The 16,922-nt window shown below is 71.7% G+C and carries 13 protein-coding genes; 9 read left to right on the top strand and 4 right to left on the bottom strand.

The window, feature by feature from the left end:
* Positions 1-192: 192 nt before the first annotated feature.
* From scy to AB0J04_RS08630, 6 genes are all read left to right on the top strand, one after another.
* The gene (gene scy, locus AB0J04_RS08655; RefSeq protein WP_363167615.1) at positions 193-4,041 is read left to right on the top strand and encodes a polarized growth protein Scy; all 3,849 of its coding nucleotides are present in this window, start codon (positions 193-195) and stop codon (positions 4,039-4,041) included.
* Positions 4,042-4,224: 183 nt separating this feature from the next.
* Positions 4,225-5,163: a cellulose-binding protein gene (locus AB0J04_RS08650; RefSeq protein WP_079659495.1), complete on the top strand. Its 939-nt coding sequence runs from the start codon at positions 4,225-4,227 to the stop codon at positions 5,161-5,163.
* Positions 5,164-5,248: 85 nt separating this feature from the next.
* Positions 5,249-6,202, top strand: coding sequence for an ABC transporter ATP-binding protein (locus tag AB0J04_RS08645; protein ID WP_363167614.1), 954 nt, complete (start codon positions 5,249-5,251; stop codon positions 6,200-6,202).
* Complete coding sequence (locus AB0J04_RS08640; protein ID WP_363167613.1) at positions 6,202-6,972, top strand: ABC transporter permease; 771 nt, start codon at positions 6,202-6,204, stop codon at positions 6,970-6,972. Before AB0J04_RS08645 ends, AB0J04_RS08640 begins: the two co-directional genes overlap by 1 nt.
* Positions 6,973-7,082: 110 nt before the next feature.
* On the top strand, positions 7,083-8,462 hold the full coding sequence (locus tag AB0J04_RS08635; RefSeq protein WP_363167612.1) for an ABC transporter ATP-binding protein: 1,380 nt from the start codon (positions 7,083-7,085) through the stop codon (positions 8,460-8,462).
* A complete protein-coding gene (locus tag AB0J04_RS08630; protein WP_363167611.1) occupies positions 8,459-9,352 on the top strand; it encodes an ABC transporter permease subunit in 894 nt (297 codons plus the stop codon). Before AB0J04_RS08635 ends, AB0J04_RS08630 begins: the two co-directional genes overlap by 4 nt.
* Before the next feature lie 59 nt (positions 9,353-9,411).
* Here AB0J04_RS08630 and AB0J04_RS08625 read toward each other — a convergent pair whose 3' ends face one another.
* Positions 9,412-9,744 carry an ATP/GTP-binding protein gene (locus tag AB0J04_RS08625; RefSeq protein ID WP_363167610.1) on the bottom strand — a complete coding sequence of 111 codons (333 nt, stop codon included), beginning with the start codon at positions 9,742-9,744 and terminating at the stop codon, positions 9,412-9,414.
* Between the two features lie 222 nt (positions 9,745-9,966).
* Between AB0J04_RS08625 and AB0J04_RS08620 the strand changes: the two genes are divergently transcribed.
* Entirely contained in the window at positions 9,967-10,995 is a 1,029-nt protein-coding gene (locus AB0J04_RS08620; protein WP_363167609.1) for an LLM class flavin-dependent oxidoreductase, read from the top strand.
* 89 nt (positions 10,996-11,084) lie between these two features.
* Here the strand turns inward: AB0J04_RS08620 and AB0J04_RS08615 are convergent, their stop codons facing one another.
* Positions 11,085-11,477, bottom strand: coding sequence for an SCO5389 family protein (locus AB0J04_RS08615; protein WP_358801301.1), 393 nt, complete (start codon positions 11,475-11,477; stop codon positions 11,085-11,087).
* Between the two features lie 310 nt (positions 11,478-11,787).
* On the opposite strand from AB0J04_RS08615, the gene nucS reads away from it, so the two are divergent.
* Positions 11,788-12,459, top strand: coding sequence for an endonuclease NucS (gene nucS, locus AB0J04_RS08610; RefSeq protein WP_363167608.1), 672 nt, complete (start codon positions 11,788-11,790; stop codon positions 12,457-12,459).
* A 106-nt stretch (positions 12,460-12,565) separates the two neighbouring features.
* Here the strand turns inward: nucS and AB0J04_RS08605 are convergent, their stop codons facing one another.
* Positions 12,566-15,082 (bottom strand): ATP-binding protein, encoded by a 2,517-nt coding sequence (locus AB0J04_RS08605; protein ID WP_363167607.1) that lies wholly within the window; start codon positions 15,080-15,082, stop codon positions 12,566-12,568.
* Positions 15,083-15,318: 236 nt separating this feature from the next.
* A complete protein-coding gene (locus AB0J04_RS08600) occupies positions 15,319-15,642 on the bottom strand; it encodes an STAS domain-containing protein (protein ID WP_363167606.1) in 324 nt (107 codons plus the stop codon).
* A 424-nt stretch (positions 15,643-16,066) separates the two neighbouring features.
* On the opposite strand from AB0J04_RS08600, the gene AB0J04_RS08595 reads away from it, so the two are divergent.
* On the top strand, positions 16,067-16,639 hold the full coding sequence (locus AB0J04_RS08595; protein WP_363167605.1) for a cob(I)yrinic acid a,c-diamide adenosyltransferase: 573 nt from the start codon (positions 16,067-16,069) through the stop codon (positions 16,637-16,639).
* Positions 16,640-16,922: the final 283 nt, after the last annotated feature.

Here is a 16,922-nt window from a genome sequence, read left to right as displayed (position 1 = left end):
GCTCACACCGGGGCGACCCGGTCCTGCCGTTCGGCGGCGGGACGCAGCCGGGGTCCGGGTTTCGGGGGACGAGCGTCGGGGCAGCAGCCCATGCTCCGTCGTTGATCTGACACCATTCCCCGGGGGCCCCGTTCGGCGGATGGACGGAGCTCGTTCGGGAAGCTTGCGACCAGGGACGGATGGGACCGCGCAGTGCGGGGCTACGAGAGCCAGGAGCGGGAGCCGGCGGCTGACGTCGACCACCTGACTCGGTTCGAAGCCGAGATGAAGCGGCTGAAGACCGAGCGGGAAAAGGCGATTCAGCATGCCGAGGACCTCGGCTACCAGGTCGAGGTGCTGCGCGCCAAGTTGCACGAGGCGCGTCGCACCATCATGTCCCGGCCCGCCTTCGACGGCGGCGACATCGGGTACCAGGCCGAGCAGATGCTGCGCAACGCGCAGATGCAGGCCGACCAGCTGCGGCAGGACGCCGAGCGCGAGCTCAGCCAGGCCCGCGCGCAGACGCAGCGGATCCTCCAGGAACACGCCGAGCAGGCGGCCCGGCTCCAGGCGGAGCTGCACCAGGAGGCGGTCGCCCGTCGGCAGCAGCTCGACCAGGAGCTGGCGGAGCGCCGGCAGAACGTCGAGTCGCACGTCAACGAGAACGTGGCGTGGGCGGAGCAGCTGCGGGCCCGCACCGAGGCGCAGGCGCGCCGACTGCTGGACGAGTCGCGGGCCGAGGCCGAGCAGTCCCTGGCGGCCGCTCGCGCCGAGGCCGAACGGGTCGCCACGGAGGCCCGCCAGCGGCTCCAGGCCGACGCCGAGACGACCCGCGCGGAGGCCGAGCAGCTCCTGCTGCGGGCCCGCACGGACGCCGACCGGCTGCTGACCGCCGCTTCCAGCCAGGCCCAGGAGGCCAACGACCACGCGGAGCAGCTGCGCAACTCCACCGTCACGGAGTCCGACACGGCCCGCCGCCAGGCCGGTGAGCTGAGCCGCGCCGCCGAGCTGCGCATGTCCGAGGCCGAGGACGCGCTGCGCAAGGCGCAGGCCGAGGCGGACAAGGTGCTCAGCGAGGCGAAGGCCGCCGCCGAGAAGGCGCTCGCCAGCGCCGAGTCGGCCAACGAGCAGCGCACCCGCACCGCGAAGGAGCAGGTCGCCCGCCTGGTCACCGAGGCCACCAAGGAGGCCGAGGCGACCAAGGAGTCGGCCGAGCAGGTCGTCGCGGACGCCCGCGCGGAGGCCGAGAAGATCGTCGGCGAGGCCTCGGAGCGGGCCCGCACGCTGACCGCCGAGGAGTCGGCGACCCAGCTGTCGAAGGCGGCCAAGACCGCCGAGGACGTCCTCAACCGGGCGCAGGAGGACGCGCAGAACACCACCAAGGCCGCCGCCGAGGAGGCCGAGCGGATCCGTCGCGAGGCGGAGACCGAGGCGGACCGGCTGCGGGCCGAGGCGCACGACATCGCCGAGCAGCTGAAGGGCTCCGCGAAGGACGACACCAAGGAGTACCGCGCCAAGACGGTCGAGCTGCAGGAGGAGGCGCGCCGGCTGCGCGGCGAGGCCGAGCAGCTGCGCGCCGACGCGGTCGCCGAGGGCGAGAAGATCCGCGCGGAGGCCCGCAGGGAGGCCGTCCAGCAGATCGAGGAGGCGGCCCGGACCGCCGAGGAGCTGCTGTCCAAGGCGCGGGCCGACGCGGACGAGCTGCGCCAGAAGGCCACCTCGGACAGCGAGAAGGTGCGCACCGAGGCCATCGAGCGCGCCACCACGCTGCGCCGGCAGGCCGAGGAGACCCTGGAGCGCACCCGCGCGGAGGCCGAGCGCTCCCGCGAGGAGGCGGTGGAGCTCGCCGAGACCATCACCTCCAACGCCGAGCAGGCGGCGCGCGAGCTGCGCGAGGAGACCGAGCGCGGGATAGACGCCCGGCAGGCGGAGGCCGCCGAGGAGCTGACCCGGCTGCACACGGACGCGGAGGCCCGGTTCGCCTCCGCCGAGCAGGCGCTGACCGACGCCCGCGAGGAGGCCGCGCGGATCCGCCGCGAGGCCGCCGAGGAGACCGACCGGCTGCGCGGCGAGGCCGCGGAGCGGATCCGCGGCCTCCAGCAGCAGGCCGACGCGGAGGCCGACCGGCTGCGCAACGAGGCCGCCGCCGACGCGTCCGCCTCGCGCGCCGAGGGCGAGGCCATCGCTGTACGGCTGCGGTCCGAGGCCGCCGCCGAGGCGGAGCGGCTGAAGTCCGAGGCACAGGACACCGCCGACCGGCTGCGCGCGGAGGCGGCGACCGCGGCCGAGCGGCTGGCCGACGAGGCGACCGAGACGCTGGCCGCCGCGCAGGAGGAGGCCCTGAGGCGCCGGCGCGAGGCCGAGGAGCTCCTCGGTTCCGCCCGCCAGGAGGCCGACCAGGAGCGCGAGCGGGCTCGCGACCAGAGCGAGGAACTGCTGGCCTCGGCGCGCAAGCGCGTCGAGGAGGCGCAGACCGAGGCCGTCCGGCTGGTCGAGGAGGCCGACCGGCGGGCCGTCGAGATGGTGTCGGCGGCCGAGCAGCACGCACAGCAGGTGCGGGACTCCGTGGCCGGGCTGCACGAGCAGGCCCAGGACGAGATCATCGGGCTGCGTTCGGCCGCCGAGCACGCGGCGGACCGTACCCGGCGCGAGGCGCAGGAGGAGTCGGACCGGGTCCGCGCCGACGCCTACGCCGAACGGGAGCGGGCCGCGGAGGACGCGGGCCGGGTCCGGCGTGAGGCGGGCGAGGCCTCTCAGGCCGCGCAGGAGCTGGCCGAGCGGACCGTCGGCGAGGCGATCGCGGAGGCGGAGCGGCTGCGCTCGGAGGCGTCCGCGCACGCCCAGCGGGTGCGCACCGAGGTCTCGGACGCGATCGCGCAGGCCGACCAGGACGCGTCGCGCACCCGGGCGGAGGCCCGGGACGACGCCAACCGCATCCGCTCGGACGCGGCGACGCAGGCCGACACCCTCATCACCGAGGCGCGCAACGAGGCGGAACTGCTCCAGTCGGAGACGATCACGGAGGCCGAGCGGCTGCGCGCCGAGTCGGTCGCCAAGGCGGAGAAGCTGATCTCGGACGCCTCCGGGGACGCGGAGCGGCTGCGCGCCGAGGCCGCCGAGACGGTGGGTTCCGCGCAGGCGCACGCCGAGCGGGTCCGTACCGAGGCCGAGCGCTTCAAGCGGGAGGCGGCCGCGGAGGCGGACCGGCTGATGAGCGTGGCCCGCGAGGAGGCCGACTCGACGCTGGACGAAGCCCGCAAGGAGTCCAACAAGCGGCGCTCCGAGGCGGCCGAGCAGGTCGACACCCTCATCACGGAGACCGCGGCCGAGGCGGACAAACTGCTCACCGAGGCGCAGACCCAGGCTCAGCAGGCGACCGCGGACGCGGAGGCGCAGGCCGACTCGATGGTCGGCGCGGCCCGCAGCGAGGCGGACCGGCTGGTGTCCGAGGCGACCGTCGAGGGCAACTCCCGGGTGGAGAAGGCCCGTACGGACGCGGACGAGCTGCTCGTCGGCGCCCGCCGGGACGCGACGGCCATAAGGGAGCGGGCCGAGGAGCTGCGCGACCGCATCACGAACGAGATCGAGGCGCTGCACGAGCGGGCCCGCCGTGAGGCCTCCGAGACCATGAAGTCGACCGGCGACCGCTGCGACGCGCTCATCAAGGCGTCCGAGGAACAGCTCACCAGGGCTCAGGCGAAGGCGAAGGAGCTGGTGTCGGACGCCAACTCCGAGGCGGGCAAGGTCCGTATCGCCGCCGTGAAGAAGGCCGAGGGGCTGCTCAAGGAGGCCGAGCAGAAGAAGTCGGCGCTGGTGCGGGAGGCCGAGGAGCTCAAGGCCGAGGCGATCCGCGAGGCGCGGCGCACGGTCGAGGAGGGCAAGCGCGAGCTGGAGGTCCTGGTGCGTCGGCGCGAGGACATCAACGCGGAGATCTCCCGGGTTCAGGACGTCCTGGAGGCGCTGGAGTCCTTCGAGGCCCCGGCCGGCGGCAAGGACGGAGGCGTCAAGGCAGGGGTGACCATCGGGTCCCCTCGATCGAGTGGGAAGCCCTCGGACGGCTAGCGGAATGTGTGAATTGCGTTAAAGTCTGGCGTCTTTGACCGAATCTTTGGCAAGGGTGCTGCCGGTCAGCCACCCAAAAGGGGTGTCATTCTCCAGATCAAACACGCATACGCTCTATGACACACCGCTCAGGCCCCTAGGATTCCACCTATCACCTCACCGGTCTCATTCGACAGGAACCCCATGAGCGACACTTCCCCCTACGGCTTCGAGCTTGTGCGGCGTGGGTACGACCGCGCTCAGGTGGACGAACGCATCTCGAAGCTCGTCTCCGACCGTGACAGCGCTCTGGCCCGTATCACTGCTCTGGAAAAGCGCATCGAGGAGCTCCACCTCGAAACGCAGAACGCCCAGGCCCAGGTAAGCGACGCCGAGCCGTCGTACGCCGGTCTCGGCGCGCGTGTCGAGAAGATCCTCCGCCTCGCCGAGGAAGAGGCCAAGGATCTGCGCGAGGAGGCCCGGCGGGCGGCCGAGCAGCACCGCGAGCTCGCCGAGTCGGCGGCCCAGCAGGTTCGCAACGACGCAGAATCGTTCGCTGCGGAGCGCAAGGCCAAGGCTGAGGACGAGGGCGTCCGGATCGTCGAGAAGGCCAAGAGCGACGCGTCGCAGCTGCGTTCCGAGGCGCAGAAGGACGCGCAGTCGAAGCGTGAGGAGGCCGACGCCCTCTTCGAGGAGACCCGCGCCAAGGCCGCCCAGGCCGCCGCGGACTTCGAGACCAACCTGGCCAAGCGCCGGGAGCAGTCGGAGCGCGACCTGGCGTCCCGTCAGCAGAAGGCGGAGAAGCGTCTCGCGGAGATCGAGCACCGCGCGGAGCAGCTGCGGCTGGAGGCCGAGAAGCTGCGCACCGACGCGGAGCGTCGCGCCCGTCAGACGGTGGAGACCGCTCAGCGTCAGGCCGAGGACATCGTCGCCGACGCCAATGCGAAGGCGGACCGGATCCGTTCGGAATCCGAGCGCGAGCTGGCGGCCCTCACCAACCGTCGCGACAGCATCAACGCCCAGCTGACGAACGTCCGCGAGATGCTCGCCACGCTGACCGGCGCCGCGGTCGCCGCGGCCGGCACGCCGTCCACGGACGACGAGCCGATCTCCCGTGGGGTTCCGGCCCAGCAGTCCCGGTAACGTCCGGCGGTACAGCGACTGAACATCGACGAAGCCCTCCGTCACTGCGGTGGCAGAGGGCTTCGTCGCGCACTAGCGTGTCGGCATGATCGAGCTGGAAGGCCTGACGAAGCGGTACGGCGAGAAGCTGGCGGTGAACAACCTCACCTTCACCGTGAGACCGGGCATCGTCACGGGCTTCCTCGGTCCCAACGGCGCCGGCAAGTCCACCACCATGCGGATGATGCTCGGCCTCGACCGGCCCACCGCGGGGGACGTCCGCATCGACGGGCAGCACTACGACCGGCTCAAGGACCCCTTCACGTACATAGGCGCCCTGCTCGACGCCAAGGCCATGCACGGCGGGCGCAGCGCCTTCAACCATCTGCTGTGTCTGGCGCAGAGCAACGGCATCCCGAAGAGCCGGGTGCACGAGGTGCTCGACACGGTCGGGCTCACCGCGGTGGCGAAGAAGAAGGCCAAGGGGTTCTCGCTCGGCATGGGGCAGCGGCTCGGCATCGCGGGCGCGCTGCTCGGCGACCCCCGGATCCTGATGTTCGACGAGCCGGTGAACGGCCTCGACCCCGAGGGCATCCACTGGATCCGCAACCTGATGAAATCGCTGGCCGCGCAAGGGCGGACGGTGTTCGTCTCCTCGCACCTCATGAGCGAGATGGCGCTGACCGCCGACCACCTGGTCGTCATCGGCCAGGGCCGGCTGCTCGCCGACACCTCGATGGCCGACTTCATCGAGCGGAACTCGCGCAGTTACGTCCGTATCCGCACCCCGCAGCGGGAGCGCCTGCTCGACGTCCTGCACGGCGCCGGGGTCACGGTCGTGGAGACCGGCAGCGGGGTGCCGGAGGTGGACGGCGGCAAGTCGGAGCGCATCGGCGAGCTGGCCGCGCAGCACCAGATCGTGCTGCACGAGCTGAGCCCCCAGCAGGCCTCCCTGGAGGAGGCGTTCATGCAGCTGACCGCGGGGTCGGTGGAGTACCACGCGCACACCGACACGCCCCTCGAAGAGCCGTGGGGCGACGACTGGACGAGGAGCCGATGATGGCGGCGACCCAGGTCATCCGGTCCGAGTGGACCAAGATCCGGTCGGTGGCGTCCACGGTGTGGACGCTCTCGCTCGCCGTGGTCGTCACGATCGCCCTCGGCATGCTGATCTCCGCGCTGTCGAAGAACGAGTTCGACACCATGAGCCGCGACGACCGGCTGTCCTTCGACCCCACGTTCATCAGCTTCGCCGGGATGAGCCTCGGGCAGCTCGCGATGATCGTGTTCGGCGTGCTGGTGGTGTCCAACGAGTACAGCACCGGCATGATCCGCACCTCGCTGGCCGCCGTGCCGCAGCGCGGCACGTTCCTGTTCAGCAAGATCACGGTGGCCGCAGGGCTCTGTCTCGCCGTCGGACTCGTCACCAGCTTCGTCACGTTCTTCCTCGGACAGTCGATGCTCGGCTCCCACAAGGCGTCGATCGACGACAGCGGAGTGCTGCGGGCGGTCATCGGCGGTGGCCTGTACATGACCCTGATCGCCGTGTTCTCGATGGGCGTGGCCACGATGCTGCGCTCGCCGATGCTGTCGCTGGGCATCCTGATGCCGTTCTTCTTCCTGATCTCCAACATCCTCGGGAACGTCCCCGCGACGAAGAGGATCGGCCGGTATCTGCCCGACCAGGCCGGCAGCAAGATCATGCAGGTGGTCACGCCGATCGACGACGACACCCCGTACGGGCCGTGGGGCGGGCTCGCGATCATGGCGCTGTGGGTGGTCGCCGCGCTCGCCGGCGGATACCTCCTGCTGAAGAAACGCGACGCGTAACGCTTTCGCCTTTGCTTTCTTTTGAGCGGAACCGTCAGCGCCCGGATATCCTCCTAACCCTTACGGGGGCGTGTGCCCCGCTGTCCTGAACCTTTCGATGGGTGCGGAGCATGATCGAGGCTGTCGGCCTGACCAAGCGGTACGGCGACAAGACCGCTGTGTACAACCTTTCCTTCCAGGTGCGGCCCGGAGCCGTCACCGGCTTCCTCGGGCCGAACGGCTCGGGCAAGTCGACGACCATGCGGATGATCCTGGGCCTGGACAACCCCACCGCGGGGTCGGTGACGATCGGCGGCTACCCCTATCGACGGCTGCCGAACGCGGCCCGTCAGGTGGGCGCCCTGCTCGACGCGAAGGCCGTGCACGGCGGGCGGCACGCCCGTAACCACCTGCTGTGTCTGGCCCAGCTGTCCGGCATCCCGGACCGGCGGGTCGACGAGGTGCTCGGCGTGGTCGGCCTCCAGGACGTGGCCCGAAAGCGCTCCAAGGGCTTCTCCCTCGGCATGGGCCAGCGGCTCGGCATCGCGGCCGCGCTGCTCGGCGACCCCCAGGTGCTGCTGTTCGACGAGCCGGTCAACGGCCTCGACCCCGAGGGCATCCTCTGGGTGCGCAACCTGATGAAGTCGCTCGCGGCGGAGGGCCGCACCGTCTTCGTCTCCTCGCACCTCATGAGCGAGATGGCGCTGACCGCCGACCATCTGATCGTCATCGGGCGCGGACAGCTGCTCTCCGACATGAGCGTGAAGGACTTCATCTCGGCCAACTCCGCCGACTTCGCGCGCGTACGCATCCCGCACACCGAGCCGCAGCTGCGCGAGAAGCTGGCCTCCGCGCTCACCGAGGCGGGCGGCAACGTCCTGCCCGAGCAGGACGGCGCCCTGCGCGTGACGGGGCTCGCCCTCCCCCGCATCAGCGACATCGCCCACGACGCCGACGTCCGCCTGTGGGAGCTGTCGCCGCACCAGGCCTCGCTGGAGGAGGCGTACATGCGGATGACGCAGGGCGCCGTGGACTACCGGTCCACCATCGACCAGAAGGCCGGGCTCCAGCAGCAGCTGCCGCCGGGCGCGCAGCCCCCGATGCCGGTGCCGGGCCAGGGCCAGCCCGGCTGGTACGCCCCGCCGCACCCGCAGCAGCAGGGCTACGCGCCGCCGCAGCCCCCACAGACACCCCCGGCAGCCTCCTACGGGGCCTACGGCGCGCCGGGCGCCCCGGCGGCCGCCCCGGGCCCGAACAACGCCAACCCGTACGCACACGGCGCCGCCCAAGCCCCGGCGCAGCCGGTCGCGCCTGCCTCGCCTGCCTCGCCCACGAGCCCGGCGTCGGCCCCGGCCGCCACTGCCGCCGCCCCGGCCGGTGCCGCGCCCGCCCCGGCGCAGCCCGCGTCGGCCCCTGCGGCTGCGCCCTCGTTGGACAAGGCGTCGGCTGTCTCCGCGCCCGCGCCCAGCCCCGCTCCCGACGCCACGAACGAGTCCGAGGACGCCCGATGAGTACCCCGCAGCATCCGTCGCCGCAGGCCGCGCCCGCCTGGCAGGGGGCGCCCGGTCCCTCGTACGCCGCTCCCCTGCCCGGGCCGGGCTACACCTCGCCGATCCCGATCGTGCGCACCCACCTCGGGCACGCCGTCGCCTCGGAGTGGACGAAGATCCGGTCGGTGCGCTCCACGATGTGGACGCTGGGCGTGTTCGTGCTGCTCGTCGTCGGCATCGGCCTGCTGGCGGGGGCGATCGTCTCCTCCAACGCCTCCGAGGCCGACCTCGCCGGCGAGACGGCACTGTCGTTCGGCTTCTTCGGCGTGCTGCTGGGCAGCATGTGCGTCATCACGCTCGGCGTGCTGACCACGGCCTCCGAGTACGGCACCGGCATGATCCGGACGACCATGGTGGCCTGCCCGTCCCGCAGCCGGGTCCTCGTGGCGAAGTCGATCGTGTTCTTCGCCGTCGCTTTCGTCGTGACGCTCGTGTCCTCGGGCTTCGTCGCGATGGTGCAGGTGGGCATGCTGGGCGACGCCCGGCAGCCGACCGGCGAGGAATGGCTCAAGGCCACCTTCGGCGTCTCCTTCTACATCGCGCTGCTCGGGCTGCTCTCGCTGGCCGTCGGCTCGATCATCCGGCACTCGGCGGGCGCCATCACCGTCATGATCGGCGTCCTGCTGGCCCCGCTGGTCATCGCGATCTTCATGTTCTCGTCCTCGCTGGCGGACCTTCAGCAGGCTCTGTTCGAGTACTCGATCCCGAACCAGCTGAGCATCTTCTACGCGAGCTCGTCCTCGCTGGCCGAGAGCGGCCCGAGCGGCTGGGACCCGCTGTGGATCGCGCTGGTTCTGACGGCCGCCGTCCTCGGCGCCGCCTTCGCCCTGCTGGAGAAGCGGGACGTCTAGAACATCCAGAACATCCAGAGCGTCCAGAACCTCCAGAGTCTCTGGAACATCCAGAGCGTCTAGAACTTCGGCGCGTTTCGGGACCGCCGCACCCCCGGGGTGCGGCGGTCCCGTGCGTTCCAGCACGCCTTGTGCCAGTGCCGGCGGTCGTCGACGCCCGCGTGCTCGGGCCAGACCACGACGTGCGGGACGCCGTCGGGGATCAGTTGGTCGCAGCCGGGGCACCGGTACGCCTTGCCCTGCGCGCTCGCCCCGGCCACATGCCGTACGCTCCACTGCTCGCCGTGCCAGCTCTCCGCCGACTGCCAGCCGCCGTAACGGCTCGTGCGGTCGTCCTCGGCACTCTGGCCGGACGAGCCCTCACCCTTGGGTCGGTTGCGACGCGGGGACACAGGACACCTCACGGGGCTATACAGGAAGCAGGGTTGGCATCCAGCCTACGCGGCGCGAACGCGGGTACCCGTAGGGCAGCGATCCTCACAAGTCCGCCTCTCGGACGTCGCATTCTGCAGACAATCCGCAAATCTCTTCGCCAGACCGTGTCCTCGGCACGTGTCAGACGGTTATGCCGGGTGGGGGAGCTCCGTGTCGGAGCCAAGGAAGCAGGAAAGTCCATGCGCGTTGGAAGTTTCGTGTTGGGAGCCCAGTTTCCCGGCCAGGGTCAGGGCGAGGCACTGCACCGTGCGGTCCGCTCGGCCGAGGTGGCCGAGGAGGCGGGTCTCGACTCGGTCTGGCTGGCCGAGCACCACTTCGTGCCGTATGGCACATGCCCGTCGGCGGTCACGCTCGCCGCTCTGCTGCTGGGCCGCACCCGCCGTATCCGGGTCGGCACGGCGGTCAGCGTGCTGCCCACCGTCCATCCCGTCGCCCTCGGCGAACAGGCCGCGCTGCTGCACCTGACGAGTGGCGGCCGCTTCTCGCTGGGCGTGGGGCGCGGCGGACCGTGGGTCGACCTGGAGGTGTTCGGCTCTGGTCTGGAGGCGTACGAGCAGGGGTTCCCGGAATCACTCGATCTGCTGGTGCGCTGGCTGCGCGAGCCCTCGGTCGGGGCCGACGGCGAGCGTTTCCGGTTCCGTGAAGTCGCTGTCGTACCAAGGCCGTCGGAGGCGCTGACGGACGTCTCCGGGCCGGAGGTCGTCGTCGCGTGCACCTCGCCGGTGAGCGTGCGGCTGGCCGCCGAACGCGGTCTGCCGATGCTCCTCGGCATGCATGTGGGGGACGAGGAGAAGGCCGAGATGGTCGCCCTGTGGCGGCAGTACGCGCGCGCGGCCGGGCGATCCGGCGACGAGATCCGGGGTGCGGCGCATGTCTCGGCTGGCGTCTGCCAGATCGCGGACCGGCGCACGGACGCGGTGGAGACGCTGGTGAAGGCGATGCCCGGCTGGCTGCGGCAGGGGCTCGACGCGCATGTGACGGTCGACGGCCGGGCCCGCGGCATGCGGGACCCGGTGGCGTACACCGAACTGCTCTGCGGGCTGCACCCGGTGGGCACTCCGCGGCTGTGCGTCGACCGCCTCGCGGCGACCAGCGAGCGGACCGGCATCTCGCGTTTCGCCCTGCTCGTCGAGGGCTCCGGCGACCTGGCGGCCACCGAGGAGAACGTACGGCGGCTGGGCGCTGAGGTGCTCCCCCACCTCGGGTGAGCGGCCCAGCCGGCCGCGAAGCTTGCCGCTCCCGTACTGATGGCACCTCCCGCGTCAGGAGCGGCAAGCCACAGGTTCACACGGGTACCTCAGCAGTCCCGGAATTCCGGGGACTGGTTCAGCACCTGGCTGCGGAGCGAGGTGAAGCGGGTCAGCTTCTCGTCGACAGCCGAGTCCAACGGGAACACCGCCACCCGGTGGCAGTTCTGGAAGGCCAGCCGCACACCGAAGTGCCGCTGCAGCGCGCCGCGTATCGCGTCACTCGCGAGCGCACGCAGCAACTGGCCGCGCGCCTGCTCGTCCGGCGGGGGCGTCTGGTTGTCGGCGAAGTCTCCGCCGTCCACCTTCAGCTGGGCCACCAGGGAGCTGACCATCTCCCATGCATAGGGCAGGGAGGTCCGGACGCAGTCGACGAATTCTGCTTCGTCGACCTCGCCTCGCTCGGCCTGTTCGAGTAGCGCCGGTGAGACGTCGAGCGACATGGGTACTCCTCTCGCACCCCCGGAACAACAGGGGTTGCCTGACAGGGAAAGGGAGTCCGCATGCCGAAACACCGCACACGCTGAGTACACGCATCGCGACCTCCCGTTCACTACGGTAGGCAACGGACCGTGACCGCACCAGGAGAATGGGCACATAGGGAACCCCTATTGGGCACACAATCGGCCACTGTCGAACGATCTTTTTCCGGATCAAAAGGGGTGGGCCCGAAGGGGCCTCGGTCGAGGGTGGTGGCGGGAGACGGGCGGGCGAATCGCGTACGAGCGTGGGCGTCGGATAGCGTTGCGCCCCATGCGTCTCGTCATCGCCCGGTGCTCCGTCGACTACGCCGGCCGGCTCACCGCCCACCTCCCCTCCGCCCCCCGCCTCATCCTGGTGAAGGCGGACGGCAGCGTCTCGATCCATGCGGACGACCGGGCCTACAAGCCCCTGAACTGGATGTCGCCGCCCTGCACGCTGAAGGAGGGCTCGGGGGACGAAGAAGGCGTCTGGACCGTCGTCAACAAAGGCGGCGAGAAGCTCATCATCACGATGGAGGAGATCCTCCACGACTCGTCGCACGAACTGGGCGTCGATCCGGGCCTGATCAAGGACGGCGTGGAAGCGCACCTCCAAGAGCTGCTCGCCGACCGCATCGAGACCCTCGGCGAGGGCTACACCCTCATCCGCCGCGAGTACATGACCGCCATCGGCCCCGTGGACATCCTGTGCCGGGACGGGGAGGGTCAGACCGTCGCGGTGGAGATCAAGCGGCGCGGCGAGATCGACGGGGTCGAGCAACTCACCCGCTATCTCGAGCTGTTGAACCGCGACCCGCATCTCGCCCCGGTGCGCGGTGTGTTCGCGGCCCAGGAGATCAAACCGCAGGCGCGCGTCCTCGCCACGGACCGCGGCATCGGCTGCACGGTCCTCGACTACAACGCGATGCGCGGCATCGAGGACGACAAACTCCGGCTGTTCTGACCCCCACGCCCACCGAGGGCCGGGCTCCCCTGACGGGAACCCGGCCCTCGGCGCTGCCCGCCAAGCGCTAGTGCCGCGGCAGGGGCGAACGTTGCCTGCCGCGGCACTAGATCACCTGATCCGGCGAGGCGCTGCTCTCGGCGGAGCTGATCGAGCCGGCGGGACTGGAGGACGTCGAGCTGCCGGCCGAGTTCGAGATGGGCGGGCTGGTGCCCCCCGACGGGGTCGGGCTGGTCGTCACAGATGCGGACGGCGAAGGCGACGTCGTGCCCGTTCCGCTGCTGGACGGAGACGTGGACGGGGACGGCGACCCGGAATTCGAGCCCGAGCCCGAGGACGACGGCTTGGGCGAGTCGGACGGGTCATCGCCGCCCGAACCATGCGAGCCGCTCGCCCCGGACGACGGCTCCGCCTCCCCCGTCGGCGTCGGATCGTCCGACGTCCCCATCGTGCCGTCCGGGCCCGGGTCCGTCGGCCTGCTGGTGGCCGTGCCGGTGTCGCCGGTGGAGCCGGGGTCGCCCGGGGTGTCGGAGTCCAGGCCGCCGTCGTCCGGGCCGGTGCTGGCGGAGGGGCTGACGCTGACCTGGTCGGAGGGGTTGTTGGCGTCGTTGTTGGAGGTCGCGCCCAGCCCCACCACCGTGCCGAGGACGGCGACGAGCAGGGCGCCCGCGCCGGCCGCGACGAGGTTGCGCTTGGCCAGGTTCTTCAGGCCGCCCCGGCTGTGCTTGGCGGGCGTCGAGGGGGCCGCGGCACGGTGGACGACGGTCTCGGCGTCCGGCGGGTAGGTCGGGAGGACCGCCTGGATGCCGCGCGGCGGGGACGCCGACTCCTCGTGGCGGGCGTCGGGCACCTCCTCGCCGGCGGTCGCCGCGGCCAGGCCGGGTACGTCCCCGGAGCGGTCGGAGACCAGGGCGAGGGCGCGGCGGCCGGCGACGGTGCCGCGCTTGTCGGCGATGGCGGAGCGCAGGGCGAGGGAGGCCTCCAGCTCCGAGCGGGCGCGGTCGAGTTCCCCGACGCAGAGGGCGAGGACGCCGAGCTCGTGGTGGAAGTAGGCCCGGTCGGCGGACTCCCCGGCGAGCCGGGCGGCTTCGGCGCCCTCGTGCAGGCTGCTCTCCCAGGCGCTCCAGTGCAGGCCGGCGGCGAACGCGGGCGCTGCGGTGCGGGCGAGCTGGACGGACGTGGACTCCTCGCCCTCGGCGGGCCGGGTGGTGGCGGGGACGACCGCGGCGAGGGCGGCGAGCACGGCGTCGGCCTCCGCGCACACTCTGTCGGGGGTGACCGAGGGGTGCCCGGCCCACCAGGCGTAGTGCTGGGCGGCGGTGTGGGCATGGGCCGCGCGGTCGTCGGCGTATCCGGCGGCCTCCAGCTGGGTCTGGACGCCTGCGGCGAGCCGGTACCGGGTGCCGACCGGGGAGACGAGTCCGCAGGCGGCGAGTTCGCCGAGGGCCGCGTCGGCGTGGGTGTCGCCGACGAGTGCGGGCAGGTGTGCCTGGTGCGGGACCTCGCCGCCGAGGGCGACGGCGAGGCGCAGGGTGGCGCGGGCGCAGGCGCTGAGCCGGGCGGCGAGCAGCGGGGCGGGCGCGGCGGCCTCGCCGAGCGAGGGCAGGGATATCTCCTCGGCCTCGCCGGCCCCGGAGGCGACGTCGGCGTCGGCGGGCGCGACGAAGGGCCGGGCGTCCTCGAAGACGCCGAACAAGTCGACGGCGTCCGCGCCGGCCCGCAGTCGGTCGCGCTGCGAGAGCAGGGCCCCGGCCTGGACGAACCGGAGCGGCAGGCCCTCGGACTCGAACCAGAGGTCGCCGGCCCAGTTGGCCTCCTCCTCGGTGAGGACGCGGCCGACGGCGTGCTCGATCACCTCGACGCCGCCCGCCCGGTCGAGGCCGGTGAGGACGACCTCCTCGACGGCGGAGTCCGCGGTGGGCAGCGGGGTGTCCGGGGTCGCGCCGAGCAGGAAGGCGCACTCGGGCGTCGCGTCGAGCAGTTCGTCGAGGGCGGCGCCGCCGAGGTCGAGGTCGTCGATGACGACGACCGCGCCGATCTCGCGGACCAGGGCGCGCAGGTCGTCGTCGTCCGGGCGGTGGAGGGGGGCGTCGAAGACGGCGTGGAAGAGGTCGTGCAGCAGGTCGTCGGTGGTGCGGCCGAGGCCGGTGAGGCGGACGACGCCCTCGGGGGCGAGGTCTTCGCAGTCCTCGGCGACGAGGTCGAGGAGGCTGGTGCGGCCGGAGCCGGGGGCTCCGGTGAGCCGGACGGAGCGGCCGCGGGCGAGCAGCCGGACCAGCTGTTCGCGTTCGTCCTGGCGGCCCTGGAGCGGCTGTGCGGGCCGGGCGGGTCCGGCGGGGGCGGGCGGCCGGGCGGCGCGCTCGGCCTCGGCACGCTGCTCGGGGGTGCGCTTGGCGGGCCGTTCGGCCCGTTGGGTGGGCGGGCAGAGTTCTATCTCGCTGCCGTCGACCGGGTTGACCGTGAGCAGGTGTTCGCCGGCGACGAGCCGCACCGTGCGGGCCTGGGCCGGCGTGTGCTGGCCGAAGTCGGGCGTCAGGGGGTCCCTGGACGGGCGCGGACGCGGCGTACCGCCGCCGTCGTCGTCGCGGCCGTACTCCTCGGGCCCCTGGGTGTTCGGGTCCATGGCTCAAGCCCCCCAAAAGCGTCGTGTGGCGGTGCCCCTCCCGGCCTTGCTGCACACTGCGCTGTCGCGTATGGTCCGGTGCCCGCTCGAGGGCTGAGGGCGGCGGGCAGACGAACCGTAAACCTTCGCACAGTATCTACGACAGCCCGGGGTGCCGCGCCGCCCGAAGCGTCACAGTCTCGTGAGGATTGCGCCCGTCGCACGTTTTCCGCCGCAGGCCACACCCTGTCCGCCGGTCACACCCGGGGCAGGGACTCCACTCCGATTCCGCCCTCGATCGCGAGGATCCGGTGCAGCCGGGTGGCCACCAGCAGGCGTTGCATCTGCGGAGGCACGCCGCGCAGCACCAGCCGTCGTCCGCAGCGGCCGGCCCGCCGGTGGACGCCCATGATGACGCCGAGTCCGGTGGCGTCCCAGGAGTCCAGCTCGGACAGGTCGAGCACCAGGTCTCCGACTCCGTCGTCGACGGCCGCATGGAGGGCCGTACGGGCGTCCGCCGCGCTGCGGACGTCGAGACGGCCCCCGACGACCAGCTCGACGTGGTCGCCCCTGATGTACATAGCGCTCCCCTAAGCGTGCGTCTCGTGCTCCGCTGGTGTGGTGTCCGGTGTTGCATCCTCTGACTGCACGAAGCGGTCGTAGGTTGCCGTCTGTGAGCGAACCGATACCGAATTCACCCGCAGGAGTGATGCCTGTGGCCTGTGCGGTTTCGATGCCTGCAGAAGCCCTGCCCGCTCACGCGTCCGATGTCACCGGCGTCAACCATCCGGCGCAGCCGCCCCGGTCGCCCGACCGTCTGCCTGTCCGTCTGTCTGTCCCTGTGCCTCTCGGCGGGAGATTAGCGGTCGGGAGGCGCTGTGTGACCGGTTAGTAACGCGTTTCACGTCTCAGGGGGTGAGACGCCGGTCACGTCTTCAATTCCTGTCCGATTCAGGCCTGTTCCCACCGATTGGTGGGGCCGCTCGGACGGTCTAGATTGGCCGCATGGTCAATCTGACGCGTATCTACACCAGGACCGGCGACCAGGGCAGCACCGCTCTCGGCGACAGGAGCCGGGTCGCCAAGACCGACCTCAGGATCGCCGCCTACGCCGACGCCAACGAGGCGAACGCGGCCATCGGCACGGCGCTCGCGCTGGGCGGGCTCGACGAGGAGCTCGTCAAGGTACTCACCCGTGTGCAGAACGACCTGTTCGACGTGGGCGCGGACCTGTCGACGCCGGTCGTGGAGAACCCGGAGTTCCCGCCCTTGAGGGTGGAACAGTTCTATGTCGACCGACTGGAGGCGGACTGTGACCGCTTCAACGAGCAGTTGGAGAAGCTCCGTTCCTTCATCCTGCCCGGCGGCACCCCGGGGGCGGCTCTGCTCCACCAGGCCTGCACGGTCGTCCGCCGGGCCGAGCGCTCCACCTGGGCCGCTCTGGAGGCGCACGGCGAGCGGATGAACCCGCTCACCGCGACCTACCTCAACCGCCTCTCGGACCTGCTCTTCATCCTGGCTCGCACGGCCAACGGGGATGCAGGAGACGTCCTGTGGGTCCCTGGCGGCGAACGCTGAGAAGACTCGCCTCCGGCCGGGGGTCCGGGGGTTGCCCCGGAACACGCAGCATCCTGGCCCGCACAGCCAACCGGGATGCAGGAGACGTCCTGTCGGTCCCTGGCGGCGAACGCTGAGAAGACTCGCCTCCGGCCGGGGGTCCGGGGGTTGCCCCGGAACACGCAGCATCCTGGCCCGCACGGCCAACCGGGATGCAGGAGACGTCCTGTGGGTCCCTGGCGGCGAACGCTGAGAAGACTCGCCTCCGGCCGGGGGTCCGGGGGTTGCCCCGGAACACGCAGCA

The organism is Streptomyces sp. NPDC050263, from assembly GCF_040655955.1.
Lineage (GTDB): Bacteria > Actinomycetota > Actinomycetes > Streptomycetales > Streptomycetaceae > Streptomyces.
This window is presented reverse-complemented; position numbering and strand designations above follow the sequence as displayed.

Excerpts from the sequence above, each read along its gene's own strand:
- AB0J04_RS08615 (WP_358801301.1), bottom strand. The coding sequence starts at position 11,477 with ATGTCGCTCGACGTCTCACCGGCGCTACTCGAACAGGCCGAGCGAGGC.
- AB0J04_RS08645 (WP_363167614.1), top strand. The coding sequence starts at position 5,249 with ATGATCGAGCTGGAAGGCCTGACGAAGCGGTACGGCGAGAAGCTGGCG.
- AB0J04_RS08605 (WP_363167607.1), bottom strand. The coding sequence starts at position 15,082 with ATGGACCCGAACACCCAGGGGCCCGAGGAGTACGGCCGCGACGACGAC.
- AB0J04_RS08600 (WP_363167606.1), bottom strand. The coding sequence starts at position 15,642 with ATGTACATCAGGGGCGACCACGTCGAGCTGGTCGTCGGGGGCCGTCTC.
- AB0J04_RS08650 (WP_079659495.1), top strand. The coding sequence starts at position 4,225 with ATGAGCGACACTTCCCCCTACGGCTTCGAGCTTGTGCGGCGTGGGTAC.
- AB0J04_RS08630 (WP_363167611.1), top strand. The coding sequence starts at position 8,459 with ATGAGTACCCCGCAGCATCCGTCGCCGCAGGCCGCGCCCGCCTGGCAG.
- nucS (WP_363167608.1), top strand. The coding sequence starts at position 11,788 with ATGCGTCTCGTCATCGCCCGGTGCTCCGTCGACTACGCCGGCCGGCTC.
- AB0J04_RS08620 (WP_363167609.1), top strand. The coding sequence starts at position 9,967 with ATGCGCGTTGGAAGTTTCGTGTTGGGAGCCCAGTTTCCCGGCCAGGGT.
- AB0J04_RS08635 (WP_363167612.1), top strand. The coding sequence starts at position 7,083 with ATGATCGAGGCTGTCGGCCTGACCAAGCGGTACGGCGACAAGACCGCT.
- AB0J04_RS08640 (WP_363167613.1), top strand. The coding sequence starts at position 6,202 with ATGGCGGCGACCCAGGTCATCCGGTCCGAGTGGACCAAGATCCGGTCG.
- AB0J04_RS08595 (WP_363167605.1), top strand. The coding sequence starts at position 16,067 with ATGGTCAATCTGACGCGTATCTACACCAGGACCGGCGACCAGGGCAGC.